This window comes from Yoonia sp. 2307UL14-13 (genome assembly GCF_037572755.1).
Taxonomy (GTDB): domain Bacteria; phylum Pseudomonadota; class Alphaproteobacteria; order Rhodobacterales; family Rhodobacteraceae; genus Yoonia.
In genome coordinates this window covers 368,606-382,839 of sequence record NZ_JBBIFZ010000001.1, presented here as the reverse complement: position 1 = coordinate 382,839, position 14,234 = coordinate 368,606, and the positions used below count along the sequence as shown (strand labels likewise).

Sequence of the window (14,234 nt, the reverse complement as noted above, 5' to 3'; positions counted from 1 at the left end):
ACGCGGGATTTCGACCGCAGCAAGAAGCGGCGGTCAGTACAACCCACCCGAAGACAGCGTTCCAAACGTCGCCTTCGGACCAACGGTCGCGGTGCCGCCGGTCGATGTCCTGACCTGACGGCCCTGACGGGGCACTTCGTCGAACAACGGAAGGTCAGCCGCCATGGCAAAGCCACCGTCGAACATGATCCCGAACAGCGGTTCTTCGCCGGGGCGGAAACATTCGCCGATCACATTGTCGCCCGATACCCCGTTGGGCAGGCGTGCACCGCTGAAGCGATCGATATTGATGAATTGGCAATCGGCGGGCACGCTGAACTGCTCGCCCCCGAACCGTTCGATCGCATCGGTCATGAAGCGATTGAACACCGGTCCGCATAGGCCACCACCAGATGCACCACGCCCCAACGTGCGGGGCGTATCATAGCCGATGTAACAGCCCGCTACGACGTTCGACGAAAAGCCCACGAACCAGACATCCTTGGCGTCGTTCGTGGTGCCCGTCTTACCGGCGATCGGCACGGGCAGATTGATCGCGCTGCTTGCCGTGCCCCGATCGACCACGCCCTGCATCATCGATGTCAGCTGATAGGCCGTGATCTCGTTCATCACACGGTCGCGGTTCGACGTGATCCGCGGGCCTTGTCCAGACGGCAGATTGGCCAGATCGCAATCTTCGCAGATGCGTTGATCATGACGGTAAACCGTATTGCCATAACGGTCCTGAACACGATCTACCAATGTAGGCTCGACCCGCTCACCGCCATTGGCAAACATCGCATAGGCGGCGACCATCTTGAACAGCGTCGTCTCGTCAGACCCCAGCGATGCGGCAAGCACCCGGTTCATATCGTTGTAGACGCCGAAACGCTCGGCATAGCGACCGACGGTATCGATCCCGATCTCCTGCGCCAGACGAATGGTCATCAGGTTCCGCGACCGTTCGATCCCCGTGCGCAGCGGGGTTGGGCCATAAAACTGGTTCGAGGCGTTCTTGGGCCGCCATGTGCCTTGCGGCGTATTGATCTCGATCGGGGCATCCACGACGATGGTCGCGGGTGAATAGCCACTGTCCAACGCGGCAGCATAGACAAACGGCTTGAACGATGATCCGGGCTGGCGCTGTGCCTGTGTGGCACGGTTGAACACCGAATCCTCATAGCTGAAACCACCCTGCATGGCGAGGACACGACCATTGTTGACATCCATCGCCATGAAACCGCCTTGCACTTCCGGCACTTGGCGCAGCGTCCAGCGAATGAACGATCCGTCCGCATCCGCCGTCATCTGGCGGACATGCACGACATCCCCGGGTGTGAAGTTTTCAAAGAAATCTCCGCGCATCCATTGGATGTCTTCACGCGGGACGACAGACGGCCGGGCATCTGTATCAAGCAGACCTTCGATACCCAGACGCAGCTGATTCTCTTCCACCTCCAGAACGACGGCAGGATACCATCTGTTTTCCAGCGCGATGTTGCGCGGTACATCCGCCGCGCGCAATGCGACACGCCAGGTCTCTTCGCTGTCCAACGCCTGCTCGGGAACGGTGACGCCCGTGCCGCGCCATTCACCGGTGCTCCGGTCATATTCCTCCAGCGCACGCTGCAACGCCTCTTCGGCGGAAAGCTGCAATTCTGGATCGACCGTCGCGCGGATCGATAGACCGCCCGAGAAAAACTCTTCCTCGCCAAAGTTCTGACTCAGCTGGCGACGGATTTCATCCGTGAAATAACTACGCGGCGGCAGGCTGTCGCGGAAGCTGGGGAAATCACCGTTTTGCACGGTGCGCAGCGGATCGGCGAGCGCGACCTCAAGCTCATTCGCGTCGATATATCCGTTCTGATACATCTCGCGCAGGATGAAATTTCGCCGCCCGATCGCCGCTTCGCGGTCATTTACGGGGTGATAGCTATAAGGCGCCTTTGGATGCACCGCAAGGAATGCAGCCTCTGCCGGGGTCAGTTCGACAAGGGGCTTGTTGAAATATGACAAGGAGGCGGCGGTCACACCGAATGACCGGACGCCAAGGTCGATTTCGGTCAGGTAGAGTTCAAGGATCTTCTCCTTGGACATCGCCTGTTCGATCCGGGTCGCAAGGATGATTTCCTTGATCTTGCGTTCGATACCCGCAACACCCGTACGCGACCCGTCCAGCAAAAAGTTCTTCATCACCTGCTGCGTGATCGTCGACGCGCCGCGCAGATTCTCGCCCCGCGATTGGACGGCATCGTACAACGCAGCCGCCATACCGCGCGGGTCATAACCGGCATGGGTATAAAAATTCTTGTCCTCGGCCGAGATAAAGGCCTGCTTGACGATATCGGGAATCTCTTCGGCGGGCGTATACAGCCGACGCTCCTGCGCGAATTCGTCGATGATCCGCCCCTCGCGCGAATAGATTCGGCTGATCATCCGCGGCGTGTACTGCGACAATGTCTCGTATGTCGGCAAGTCACGGCCATATAAGTAAAATACGCCGCCAAGCGTAAGCGCACCCATCACCGCCCCCATCGTAAGCAGGGTGAAGATGGCGCCGAAAAATGACAGGATGAACCGCAGCACGATAGTGATTGCCTATATTTATTTGGACTCGCTTATACGCCCGCATCCGGTGATCGTCAAAAGGCCAAATGTCGCTCAGACGACGCCGTCGGACGATCTTGCTCTTGCAGCATAGGCCGTTCCTACCCATGTCGATGTCATGAAAGCCGAAGACGTTATTCCAACCTATGAAAAGCATGCCCACGAATGGGCCAAAACACGCAGCCGCAGCCTGATGGAAAAGGCCTGGCTGGACCGCATGCTGACGGCAGCGCCGCGCGCGACAGGGCCGGTGCGCATCCTCGATCTGGGCTGCGGAACAGGCCAACCCATCGGCGCCTACCTGTCCGACCGGGGCGCGCGGATGACGGGTGTGGATGCGGCCGGACCAATGGTCGCGGCCTATGCCCGGAACATACCGCATGCCAAAGTCATCGAGGCGGACATGCGCGCGCTGAAGCTGGGTCAGACCTTCGATGCGATCATCGCCTGGGACAGTTTTTTCCACCTGTCGGTCGAGGATCAGCGCGCAATGTTCGCCGTCTTCGCCGCGCACGCAGCCCCCCGCGCCACGCTGATGTTCACATCGGGGCACATGGCGGGTGAGGCGATCGGAACCGTCGCCGGCATACCGATTTATCACGCCTCTCTGGCACCCGACGAATATGATGCATTGCTTGCGGAAAACGGGTTCAAGGTCCTGCGCTTCACCCCCGAGGATCCGGATTGCGGACAGCACACCGTCTGGCTGGCCCAGTACAAACGTTAGCCGTCGACCCAGTCTGCGACGGCTGCGGCAATCGCATCAACCAACGGCGCGCGCCCTTCCGCCGTCTGCAGCCTTGCGCGATCCCCCGCATCCGACAAAAACCCCGTCTCGATCAACACCGCGGCGAAATCGGCGGCGGCCAGGACGGCGAACTGCCCTTCCCGTCGCGGGCGGGAATTCAACGGCACGCCGGCGGCACGCATTTGCGCGACGACATCATCGGCGAACGCCGCGGCCTCTGGCCCCGTCCGTTGCCGCGCCATATCCATCAGCACGTTGGCGACCAGATCCCCCTGCCCCTGCAGATCGACGTCGGACAGGATATCACCCCGTTCATGCCGTTCGACCATCCGACGGCTCGCCGCATCGCCCCGGTCAGCGCCAAGCGTATAGACCGATGCGCCCCGCGCCTCGTCCTCCTCAAGCGCATCTGCATGTAACGAAATCAGCAGATCGGCCCCCGCTGCCCGCGCCAGACTGACCCGGGTGGCAAGCGGCACGAAAACGTCGTCCTCACGGGTCAGGACGACCGTGATCCCCGGCACATCCCGCAGGGCCGCCGCGACCTCGCGACCCAGATCAAGCATCAGGTCGGCCTCATGCACGCCGCCCTGATCCGCCCCTGGGTCAAGCCCGCCATGGCCAGGGTCGATAACGACGACACGGGTGCCATCATCAACGGGCGAAAGCGGCGTGCTGTCATCCGCCGCCAACACCGCGCGTGGCGCACCGGCATGCGCGGCGAATTCCTCGGCCGAGACACCTTTCAGCACGATGGCAAGCGCGGGGCCGTCTGGCCGTGTGGTCATCTCCGCTTCGACAACGGCCATGGGCTCTGCCAATTCGACCACCAGACGCGACCACCCATCATAAAGGGTGCCGAACTGAACCGCACGTGCGCGTCCAGGCGCCAACAGCTGCTCCTCCGCAACATCGCCCCAGGTGACATCCTGCAGGTCAACGACAAGGCGATAGGGTTCATCCAGCGTGAACAGGCGATAAGGTGTGACATCCGACAGACCCAGCGCGACATTCAACCGCCACCATCCGTCGCTGATCACGCTGCGCGCCGGGTCCACCCGCACCTCCGCCATCGCCACATTGGCCAGCATCATGATGGCAGCGGCAAGCCTGATCATCGGGCGCGGACCTGCATGAACGCCGCCAAACGATCCAACCCCTCCCGCATATCCGCTGTGGATCGGGCATATGAAAACCGTAACCAGCGATGGCCGCGCGTCGCGTCGAAATCAAGACCGGGGGTCACGGCGACACCAGCCCGATCCAATATCTCGCGGGCAAAGACCTGCGCATCATCCGTGTAAGCCGACACATCGACATATATGTAAAAGGCCCCATCCGGCGGGGCGAACCTGTCGAAACCCGCAGCGTGCAGTCCTGCAATCATCAAGTCGCGGTTTTTGGTATAGGTCGCCTTGTTCGCCTGCAACTCTTCGGTGCAATCCATCGCGTGCAGCGCCAAAAGCTGGGCGGCATGCGGCGCGCAGATGAACATGTTCTGCGCCAGCCGTTCCACGGTGCGCACATGATCTTCGGGGACGACCATCCAACCGACCCGCCAACCGGTCATCGAAAAATACTTGGAAAACGAATTTACCACATAGACATCATCCGTGACCGACAACGCCGTTACCGGGGATGTGTCGTAATCGATGCCATGGTAAATCTCGTCCGACACGAAGGCGACGTCATGATCGGCGCAGGCCGCGGCAAGATCGGACAAGGCCGCCTTGTCCAGCATCGCACCGGTCGGATTGGCCGGGGACGCGACGATCAGACCCTCAAGGTCGCGGGCGGCCACATCGGCAGGTTGCGGTTGGAACCGATGTTCAAAGCGTGTCGGAATATCGACAGGCACCAACCCGACGGCTTTCAGGATCTGACGATACGACGGATAACAGGGCGTTCCCAAACCCACCCGCGCGCCGTTGTCGAACAATGCGGAAAAGGCCAACAGGAAAGCCCCCGACGCCCCGCTCGTGATGACGATGCGATGGGGGTCGAGGTCCAGATCGTACCATTCGCCATAATGACGCGCGATGCGATCCCGCAACGCGGGCAGCCCCAGGCCAACGGTATAGCCAAGCGGCTGGTCCAAAGCACTCGCCAGCTTCTCCAGCGCGGCCCGCGGCGCGCCCGTCCCCGGCTGCCCGACCTCCATATGCACGATATCGCGGCCCGACGCCTCGGCCCGGCGTGCGGCCTCCATCACGTCCATGACGATAAACGGATCAACGTCGCCTCTGACCGATCGCCGCATCTGCTGCCCTTCTTGTTTTGTGCCTGTTTGCCCCTCACCGGCATGTGACGTCAATGCATCTTGGCACGCGGCGGCGGATATGATCTTTGAAAGGGCATGGTATCCCTTTGAAAGCGTGCATGATGCTTCTTCGTCTGACCCTTCCTATCCTCATGCTGACCGCACAACCGACCTTTGGGCTAGAGCTTGATGCGATGACGGATGAAGAACGGGCGATTTTCGGGGAAGAGGTACGGTCCTACTTGCTCGAAAACCCCGAAGTTCTGCAAGAGGCGATCGGCATTCTGCGCCAACGCGAACAGAATGCCCAAACCGTCGCCGACCGCGCGATGGCGGGTGCGAACGAAGATGCCCTGTTTTATGACGACCACTCCTTCGTCGGCGGCAACCCCGACGGCGACGTGCGCATCGTCGAATTTCTCGACTATCGCTGCGGTTTTTGCAAACGGGCCCACCCCGAGGTCGTCGCCTTGATCGAGGCTGATCGGAACATCCGCTATGTGATCAAGGAACTGCCGATCTTGGGTGAACAATCGGTCCTGGCCTCGCGCTTTGCCATCGCCACGCAACTGGTCGCGGGCGATGACGCCTACAAGGACGTGCACGACACGCTGATGGAGTTTCAGGGCGATGTGACGGCCCAGACATTGAACCGCCTCGGGGATACGTTAGGGCTCGATACTGCGGCGATCACCGCCGCGATGGACAGCGATGACGTCAGCGACATCATCCGCGAAAACCGTGCGCTTGCGCAAAGGCTGCAAATCAGCGGTACACCGACCTTCGTGTTCGAGGATCAAATGGTGCGGGGCTATGTCGAACTGGCGCAGATGGAACAACTGGTCGAAGAGCTGCGAACAGCCAATTAAAGGCAACGCCCAATAAGTCTTCGTCACGAAGACTGATGCCCCAAAAGACTTTTCGTAACGAAAAGTCTTAGCCCGGCGACCCCGCGAACGGACCCATAACGCTTTGGTCATCGTTCACCCGGAAAACTGCCAAAGGTTAAGGAAATCCAGCTGGAACGCGCGCGAGGGTCCGACGGAACTCCGACGTTTATCCGACGCTTTTCCGACAGGACCAGAGTCATTTAAGGCATTGATATTACGAAGAGAAAGCCCATCAGCAGAGCTTCAACAGAAAATTTCCGTCAAAAATAGCCAATTCTTTACAACACCTTAACAATCAAGAGCGTTTTAAGCCTACTCCGCCGCGACATCCGTCTGCGCATCCAGCTCGGCCGCCTTCTTTTCCACCTGCTCTACGATATGTTCGATCATGTCATCGTTCGATTGCTTATGGCTCTGCTTGCCCGCCAGATACACCATGCCGGCCCCATTCCCGCCACCGGTAAAGCCGACATCCGTCATCAGCGCCTCACCCGGGCCGTTGACCACACAACCGATGATCGACAGCGACATCGGTGTCTTGATATGCTCCAGCCGCTTCTCCAAAATCTCGACGGTCTTGATCACGTCGAACCCTTGTCGCGCGCAGGATGGGCAGGAAATGATGTTCACACCGCGATGGCGTAATCCCAGCGATTTCAGGATTTCATAGCCGACCTTCACCTCTTCCACGGGATCGGCCGACAGGCTCACCCGGATCGTGTCCCCGATCCCCATCCACAGTAAGTTGCCCAAACCGATCGCCGATTTGATCGTCCCGGACACCAGCCCCCCGGCCTCGGTGATCCCCAGATGTATCGGGGCATCGGTGGCCTCAGCCAGTTGCTGATACGCGGCAGCCGCCATGAACACATCGGACGCCTTGCAGGAAATCTTGAACTCGTGAAAATCGTTGTCCTGCAATATCTTGATATGGTCCAAGCCACTTTCGACCATCGCCTCCGGCGTCGGCTCACCATATTTCTCAAGCAGATGTTTTTCCAACGATCCGGCATTCACACCGATCCGGATCGAACAATTATGATCGCGCGCCGCCTTGATCACCTCGCGCACGCGCCTTTCATCCCCGATATTGCCGGGATTGATCCGCAGACAGGCCGCGCCCGCCTCAGCCGCCTCGATGCCGCGCTTGTAGTGGAAATGGATGTCCGCAACGATCGGCACCGATACATGCGGAACGATCTGTTTCAGCGCCGCGCTCGACGCCTCGTCGGGCACCGAAATACGGACGATATCCGCCCCCGCCTCGGTCGCCGCATTCACCTGATCGATCGTGGCCTTCACATCCGTCGTCAGCGTGTTGGTCATCGTCTGCACCGAAATCGGCGCATCGCCACCCACCGGTACGGACCCGACCATGATCTGGCGCGATTTTCGCCGATAGATGTTCCGCCATGGACGAATGTGATTGAGTGACATGGGCGCGCTTTCCGCTGAATAGGTTCAACCTTAACCTAGGCAGCTGACGCGCGTGCAGCAACCGTGAGGACTGCGATTATTCGTCCGAGACGACCTCGGCCACGTTGACGATCTCGGCCAGATCATCATCTGCGGTCAAGTCGGCCACGGTGTATGCCGCCGTCACGCTATTGGTCGTCAACTGCACATTGGACGTCACCACGCCACGATCACCCACCGGGCCGTAATGCACGCCATTCACGGCGAAATACATCGCGCCGCTTTCACCGACCCGCAATGTCGCAGGCTCTTCGGTGGCGGGGACGACAAAGTTCTGCCCGGGCTCCATCACGCCTTCGTAGATGACAGACCCATCCGCGGCGCGCACACGCACCCAGGCGGGGCGAACGGCGACAAGCTGCAACTCCGGCACAGGTGGTTCGACCACCTGAACCGGTGGCGCGCTGCGCTCGGTCGGGGGAAGATCAGCGACGATCATCGCCTCGGCAGGCTCTTCCTGCGGGATCAGCGCGCCGATCGTTCCCGGTGTCAGCGTCGAAATCGGCGCGTCGCGCGCGACCAGCACCGGCACGTCCAGGGCCTGCGGGCGATAAAGACGATCCAGGGCTTCCGGCGACGGATTATCGATCGCAGCGACGTTGTTGCCGCTTTCGATCGCGTTCGATGCGCCCGCCAAAGGATCAAGATCGGAAATCACGACCGGTGTTTGTTCGACCGGCGCGAATTGCACCTTCTGCACCTCTTGCAGGATCGTCCAGCCACCATAGCCAAGGCCGCCGATCATCGCGAGAACGACAGCGATCGAGCCGATGGCACGCGGTTCAATCTGCGAAAACATCGCCTCGCCCGCCGGAATGAACGGTGTGGGGGCGTCAGCGAAAATATCCTTGCCAAGCGGGGTCGTCGCCGGTTCGCCCGCCGACGCTTTCCGCGACGACGCCTGAGCCGACATGCCATGGGCTGTCGCAAAACCGCTTTCCTTGCAGAATGCCGCGAATGTCTCTTCCGGGTTCATGTTCAGATAGCGGGCATAGGACCGCACATACCCGGCGATAAATCCCGGCGTGTCAAAGGCGGAGGGATCGGCGTTTTCGATAGCGGCGATGTAAGCGGCTTTGATCTTTAATTCACGTTGAACGTCAAGCAGACTCTTTCCCATCGTCGCACGCTCACCACGCATGACGTCGCCCAAACGCAGCTCGTAGTCGTCAAACCCTTTGGCCTGCTCGACATCGGCCGCATCATCGCGCCTGGAGTCCTTCCCGATCATCGACTGTCCCGTCGTTTACTGCCCCGCACCGCGACATTTCCGAATCAAATCGAAAAAAACGGCTGTAAAACCGTAACATATCCACAACCTTCATGCACATCTTGAAAAAGACTTAGCCAGCAAGGTCAGCGCGATTTAGCGCACAATGCGACCAAAGATCATCCAAGGCGCCGACCAGTGCATCCATTTCGCGCGGTCCGTGAACGGGCGACGGAGTAAAGCGCAGCCGCTCGGTGCCGCGGGGCACGGTTGGAAAATTGATCGGCTGAACGTAGATGCCGAAATCCGCCAGCAACATGTCCGAAAGCTGCTTGGTGTGAACCGGATCACCCACGATCAGCGGCACGATGTGGCTGCCATGATCGATAATTGGCAGGCCCATCCCTTTCAGCCGCAATTTCAGTACCTTCGCTTGGGTCTGATGCCGTTCGCGCAGCGCATTATCGGTCTTCAGATGCGCGACACTTGCCGCGGCACCGGCCGCTACGGCCGGTGGCAGCGACGTCGTAAAGATGAAACCCGGCGCGTAAGATCTTATCGCGTCGCACATTTTTGCCGATGCCGCGATATAGCCGCCCATTACCCCATAGGCCTTTGCCAGCGTCCCGTTGATGATGTCGATGCGCCCCATCAGGCCATCACGCTCGGCCACGCCGCCGCCGCGTGGGCCATACATGCCGACGGCATGCACCTCGTCGATGTAAGTCAGCGCACCGAATTCATCGGCCAGGTCACAGATCGCCGCGATCGGGCCAAAATCGCCATCCATCGAATAGATCGATTCGAACGCGATCAGTTTGGGCGCTGCGGGATCATCCGCTGCCAGCAATTCGCGAAGATGGTCCAGATCGTTATGCCGGAAAATCCGCTTGGCGCCGCCATTGCGGCGCACGCCCTCGATCATCGAAGCGTGATTCAGTTGATCCGAATAGATGATCAGACCGGGAAAAAGTTTGGGCAGCGTGCTGAGCGTTGCGTCATTGGCAATATAGGCGCTGGTGAAAAGCAAAGCAGCCTCTTTACGGTGCAGGTCGGACAACTCCGCCTCGAGCCGCTTGTGATAAACCGTCGTGCCCGAGATATTCCGCGTCCCGCCCGATCCGGCCCCCGTCGCATCGATCGCTTCGTGCATCGCTTCCAGCACCACCGGATGCTGGCCCATGCCCAGATAATCATTGCCACACCAAACGGTGACCGGCGTTTCGGTTCCGTCGGGTTTCGACCATGTCGCATGGGGAAACTGGCCGCGTTTCCGCTCGATATCGATAAAAGTGCGATAACGGCCTTCGTCGTGCAAGCGTGCGATTGCGGTGTCCAGCTGTGCAGAATAATCCACTGATTTCCCCTTCATACCATCCACCAAGCAGTGCACGCCGGTCCGGTCTTTGAATCGTTCTAAGGTCATATAGGGCTGAATTGCCCCGGGCAATACGCTACAAACTGTCGCCCTACGTCATCAAAATGTATGGGTTCAGCGTAACCCGACAATGATCTGGATCAAGTCAGGGATTACTGACCTGCATCCTGCCATGGATAGTTTTCCTTTAGATACGCATCTGCCGCCGCAACGAACGTCTCATAGCCCCCCAAGCGCCCAAGCTGCCCCGCAACGCCGTCATAGCCGGGCAAATCCGGATGCGCGGCAGCCTGTTCCCGCGGCATGCCGGTCGCAATCGCATCCATCAGAAATTGTTTGCGATGCAGATAGATGCCCGTCGCCTTGTCGATCGGATCGGCGTAATCGGGCAGGCCGATCTGACGGACGGCGTTCTGCAATTCCCACGTTCTGTGGGGCAGCGCGGTGTCGTAGCGATCCAGACAAGCAGGACCATCCGATCCCAGCATATCCGCGACAAACCCCAGCGGACCACGCGACAGGGTTTCCAGGGGGTGAAGTGCCTGACTGTTTTGATACTTGGTCTGTGCGAAACGGCGCAAAGCGTCGAAATACCGCCCATCTTGCGGCCGCTGGGCCAGTTGGATCACAATGTCGGGGACCTCCAGCGCTTCGGCCCGCTCACGCGCGATAACACGTTCGATCTCTGCGTCGATCTCTGCCGATGTCGCCGCCGGCCCAAGGCGCCCCGCGACTTTCTCGCGCCGCTCATCGTGGAATTTTCTTTGAACGCTATCGATGTCATTGCGAAAAAACATCTTGAAAAGACCAACCACGCCGCCGCCCACGATCCCTGCCAAGGCCGCAGCTGCAAGGCGCACATGCCCGCCGAAAATGTCATGTGCCCAAATGTCCCAATACTCTTGCAACATCTTCGATCCCTTCCTCCGTTCGCGGAATCGGATTGACCCCGGCCAACATCCTGTCACCCTGCCAAAAAGCGGAAAAGAAAGGCCATATCATGACGCTCGATCCCGTCCTCGAACATATCGATGCACATCTGTCGGACGCGACAGACCGCCTGCTTGCCTTGCTGCGCATTCAGTCGATTTCCACAGATCCAGCTTATGTCGCGGAATGCGACAAAGCGGCGGACTGGCTGGTCAATGATCTGAATTCCATCGGATTTACTGCCAGCAAACGCACAACACCGGGCCACCCCATGGTTGTCGCGCATAGCGATGGCACAGGTCCACATGTCATGTTCTACGGGCACTATGACGTGCAACCTGTTGATCCGCTTGAGCTTTGGGATCGTGACCCGTTCGATCCGCAGGTCGAGGATACGCCAAATGGCAAGGTCATTCGCGGACGTGGTTCGTCAGATGACAAGGGCCAGTTGATGACCTTTGTCGAGGCCTGCCGCGCGTGGAAAGCTGTTCACGGAAGCCTGCCCGCCAATATCTCGATCTTTTTCGAGGGTGAGGAGGAATCCGGTTCGCCCTCCCTCGTGCCGTTCATGGAAGAGAACCGGGATGAACTGACCGCCGATATCGCGCTGATTTGCGATACCGGCCTTTATGGTGACGACACGCCGACGATCATCACCCAACTGCGTGGGTTGTTGGGTGAGGAACTGACGATCACAGGACCAAACAAGGACCTGCATTCGGGCATGTATGGGGGCCTTGCCATGAACCCCGCCCGGGTCTTGGCGCGGATCATCGCGTCGCTTCACGACGATACCGGCCGGATCACAATCCCGGATTTCTATGATGGCGTCCCTGAACTCTCTAACGAACTGACAGCCGCTTGGGACGACCTGAAATTCGATGAAAAGCGCTTTCTGGGTGAGGTTGGACTGTCCGAGCCCGCTGGTGAGCATGGCCGCCGCCCGCTTGAAATGCTGTGGTCGCGCCCGACTTGCGAGGTCAACGGGATGTGGTCCGGTTATACCGGTGCGGGCTTCAAGACGGTTTTGCCGTCACAGGCGCATGCCAAGATCAGTTTTCGCCTTGTCGGGCAGCAGGACCCGCTGAAAATCCGCAAAAACTTTCGGAAGATGGTGCAGGATATGTTGCCACCCGATTGTGAGGTCACGTTCAGCGATCATGGCGCCGGTCCGGCCGGGCAGATGACGACGACCCATCCCGCATTCGAACAGGCGCGCAAGGCACTGTCGGACGAATGGCCCAACCCGGCGGCCTATGTCGGGTGCGGCGGGTCGATCCCGATTGCAGGTTATTTCAAGGATATCCTTGGTATGGATGCGATGCTGATCGGTTACGGCAAAGACGACGACCAAATCCACTCACCCAACGAAAAATACGACCTGTCTTCGTTCCATAAGGGCATGCGATCCTGGGCGCGCATCCTGCACGCGATGACAAAGTGATCAGACCGCTGAAATGGGTGTTGGGGGCGATCACGGCTGTCGTGGCGATCATCGCGGTCAGCTGGTTCGTCTATAAACCCAATAGCCAGATGCGTGGCACCTGGAAGACCGAAGGCTATGGCCTGCATTTGGATATCGGACCCGCCATCATCGACCTTTATCAAGTCACCGATGTCAGTTGTATGCGGGTCGATCGCCTGCCCGCGCATCTATGGCTTCTGAACGCTTTGGAAGAAGTCGAAATCACCGCCGAAGCCGACCGCCTGCGGATCGATGCCGGGGGCGTGATCAATCCGATCCACGCCAATCCCATTACGGCATTGCCTGATCTATGCAGCACGCCCCCCGCCAGCCCCGGAACCGCGCAAGAGAATTTCGACGTATTCTGGCACGCGATGGCGGAACATTATGCCTTTTTCGATCTGCACGGGATCGATTGGGCGGCGCGACGGACAAGGTACAGACCTGATACGGACACGGTGTTGGACGATGATGCGCTGTTCGATCTGTTCAAGCAGGCGCTCGCTGGGCTGAATGATGGTCACCTTTACATCGCGACCACCCAAGGCGAGGTCCACTCTCCGGAAACCCGGCCGGAGTGGCATGAAGACCGGCACATGGTGCGGGACAATACGCTGGCGCAATTCAATGAACTGACAGCGATCGACGGCAGCGGCATCCTGTATGGATGGGCGGCGGAGGGGATCGGATATGTCTACCTGACCCAGATGCGGGCTGATGGTGGGCTGAATCGCAAAACGGCCGACGCTGCCCGTTCCGACTTTGCCAATGTCGCGAGGGCCTTTGCCAATGCCAAGGGCATCATCATCGACGTGCGATACAATCCGGGTGGCAGCGATGATGTGTCACTGGCCTATGCCAGTTATTTCACCGATCAGGAACGGCCCGCACTGTCCAAGACAATCCGGACGGAAACCGGCTATACCGATCCGCTGCATGTCAGTGTGCGGCCCTCTGGTGAAACGTATCTGACGCAGCCAACCGTCGTTTTGACGACCGGATTCACCGGCAGCGCCGCCGAGATCTTTACCATGGCCATGCGTGAACTGCCGCAGGTGACGGTATTGGGCACGCCGACGTCAGGCGGGCTATCCGATGTCCTGGATTTCAGCTTGCCCAATGGCTGGGAACTGGGGCTGTCACATCAGCGGTATTTCACTTCGGATGGTCGTCTTTACGAGAGGATCGGCATCCCGCCCGATCTCACTGTCGCGGTCGACGTGGAGAAGGCCAAAGACGGCATCGATACGCAGCTAGATGCCGCGATCGCATTCTTGAACGACGGGTGAAA

The 14,234-nt window shown here is 59.4% G+C and carries 11 protein-coding genes; 4 read left to right on the top strand and 7 right to left on the bottom strand.

Features of this window, described 5'->3' with window-relative positions; all coding sequences use genetic code 11:
• Positions 1-33: 33 nt before the first annotated feature.
• Positions 34-2,565, bottom strand: coding sequence for a penicillin-binding protein 1A (locus tag V8J85_RS02015; protein ID WP_339951711.1), 2,532 nt, complete (start codon positions 2,563-2,565; stop codon positions 34-36).
• Positions 2,566-2,704: 139 nt separating this feature from the next.
• Here V8J85_RS02015 and V8J85_RS02010 point away from each other — a divergent pair, with 139 nt between their 5' ends.
• Positions 2,705-3,313, top strand: a complete 609-nt coding sequence (locus V8J85_RS02010; protein WP_339951710.1) for a class I SAM-dependent DNA methyltransferase — start codon at positions 2,705-2,707, stop codon at positions 3,311-3,313.
• Here V8J85_RS02010 and V8J85_RS02005 read toward each other — a convergent pair.
• Both V8J85_RS02005 and V8J85_RS02000 read right to left on the bottom strand, forming a co-directional pair.
• The gene (locus V8J85_RS02005; RefSeq protein WP_339951708.1) at positions 3,310-4,452 is read right to left on the bottom strand and encodes an N-acetylmuramoyl-L-alanine amidase; all 1,143 of its coding nucleotides are present in this window, start codon (positions 4,450-4,452) and stop codon (positions 3,310-3,312) included. The genes V8J85_RS02010 and V8J85_RS02005 overlap by 4 nt on opposite strands.
• Positions 4,449-5,594: a pyridoxal phosphate-dependent aminotransferase gene (locus V8J85_RS02000; protein ID WP_339951706.1), complete on the bottom strand. Its 1,146-nt coding sequence runs from the start codon at positions 5,592-5,594 to the stop codon at positions 4,449-4,451. Before V8J85_RS02000 ends, V8J85_RS02005 begins: the two co-directional genes overlap by 4 nt.
• A gap of 119 nt (positions 5,595-5,713) precedes the next feature.
• On the opposite strand from V8J85_RS02000, the gene V8J85_RS01995 reads away from it, so the two are divergent.
• Positions 5,714-6,463 carry a DsbA family protein gene (locus tag V8J85_RS01995; RefSeq protein ID WP_339951704.1) on the top strand — a complete coding sequence of 250 codons (750 nt, stop codon included), beginning with the start codon at positions 5,714-5,716 and terminating at the stop codon, positions 6,461-6,463.
• Between the two features lie 333 nt (positions 6,464-6,796).
• Here V8J85_RS01995 and ispG read toward each other — a convergent pair whose 3' ends face one another.
• From ispG to V8J85_RS01975, 4 genes are all read right to left on the bottom strand, one after another.
• Entirely contained in the window at positions 6,797-7,921 is a 1,125-nt protein-coding gene (ispG, locus tag V8J85_RS01990) for a flavodoxin-dependent (E)-4-hydroxy-3-methylbut-2-enyl-diphosphate synthase (protein ID WP_339951702.1), read from the bottom strand.
• 76 nt (positions 7,922-7,997) lie between these two features.
• A complete protein-coding gene (locus V8J85_RS01985; protein WP_339951700.1) occupies positions 7,998-9,191 on the bottom strand; it encodes a helix-turn-helix domain-containing protein in 1,194 nt (397 codons plus the stop codon).
• Positions 9,192-9,303: 112 nt separating this feature from the next.
• Positions 9,304-10,527: a 5-aminolevulinate synthase gene (gene hemA, locus V8J85_RS01980; RefSeq protein ID WP_339951698.1), complete on the bottom strand. Its 1,224-nt coding sequence runs from the start codon at positions 10,525-10,527 to the stop codon at positions 9,304-9,306.
• A gap of 173 nt (positions 10,528-10,700) precedes the next feature.
• Positions 10,701-11,459, bottom strand: a complete 759-nt coding sequence (locus tag V8J85_RS01975) for a hypothetical protein (protein WP_339951696.1) — start codon at positions 11,457-11,459, stop codon at positions 10,701-10,703.
• 89 nt (positions 11,460-11,548) lie between these two features.
• Here V8J85_RS01975 and V8J85_RS01970 point away from each other — a divergent pair, with 89 nt between their 5' ends.
• Both V8J85_RS01970 and V8J85_RS01965 read left to right on the top strand, forming a co-directional pair.
• Complete coding sequence (locus V8J85_RS01970) at positions 11,549-12,922, top strand: M20/M25/M40 family metallo-hydrolase (RefSeq protein WP_339951694.1); 1,374 nt, start codon at positions 11,549-11,551, stop codon at positions 12,920-12,922.
• Positions 12,919-14,232 carry a S41 family peptidase gene (locus V8J85_RS01965; RefSeq protein ID WP_339951692.1) on the top strand — a complete coding sequence of 438 codons (1,314 nt, stop codon included), beginning with the start codon at positions 12,919-12,921 and terminating at the stop codon, positions 14,230-14,232. The genes V8J85_RS01970 and V8J85_RS01965 overlap by 4 nt, the downstream gene beginning before the upstream one ends.
• Positions 14,233-14,234 lie beyond the last annotated feature (2 nt).

Coding starts and splice junctions, on each gene's coding strand:
- V8J85_RS02010 (WP_339951710.1), top strand. CDS start 2,705: ATGAAAGCCGAAGACGTTATTCCAACCTATGAAAAGCATGCCCACGAA.
- V8J85_RS02005 (WP_339951708.1), bottom strand. CDS start 4,452: ATGATCAGGCTTGCCGCTGCCATCATGATGCTGGCCAATGTGGCGATG.
- V8J85_RS02000 (WP_339951706.1), bottom strand. CDS start 5,594: ATGCGGCGATCGGTCAGAGGCGACGTTGATCCGTTTATCGTCATGGAC.
- V8J85_RS01995 (WP_339951704.1), top strand. CDS start 5,714: ATGATGCTTCTTCGTCTGACCCTTCCTATCCTCATGCTGACCGCACAA.
- ispG (WP_339951702.1), bottom strand. CDS start 7,921: ATGTCACTCAATCACATTCGTCCATGGCGGAACATCTATCGGCGAAAA.
- V8J85_RS01985 (WP_339951700.1), bottom strand. CDS start 9,191: ATGATCGGGAAGGACTCCAGGCGCGATGATGCGGCCGATGTCGAGCAG.
- V8J85_RS01975 (WP_339951696.1), bottom strand. CDS start 11,459: ATGTTGCAAGAGTATTGGGACATTTGGGCACATGACATTTTCGGCGGG.
- V8J85_RS01970 (WP_339951694.1), top strand. CDS start 11,549: ATGACGCTCGATCCCGTCCTCGAACATATCGATGCACATCTGTCGGAC.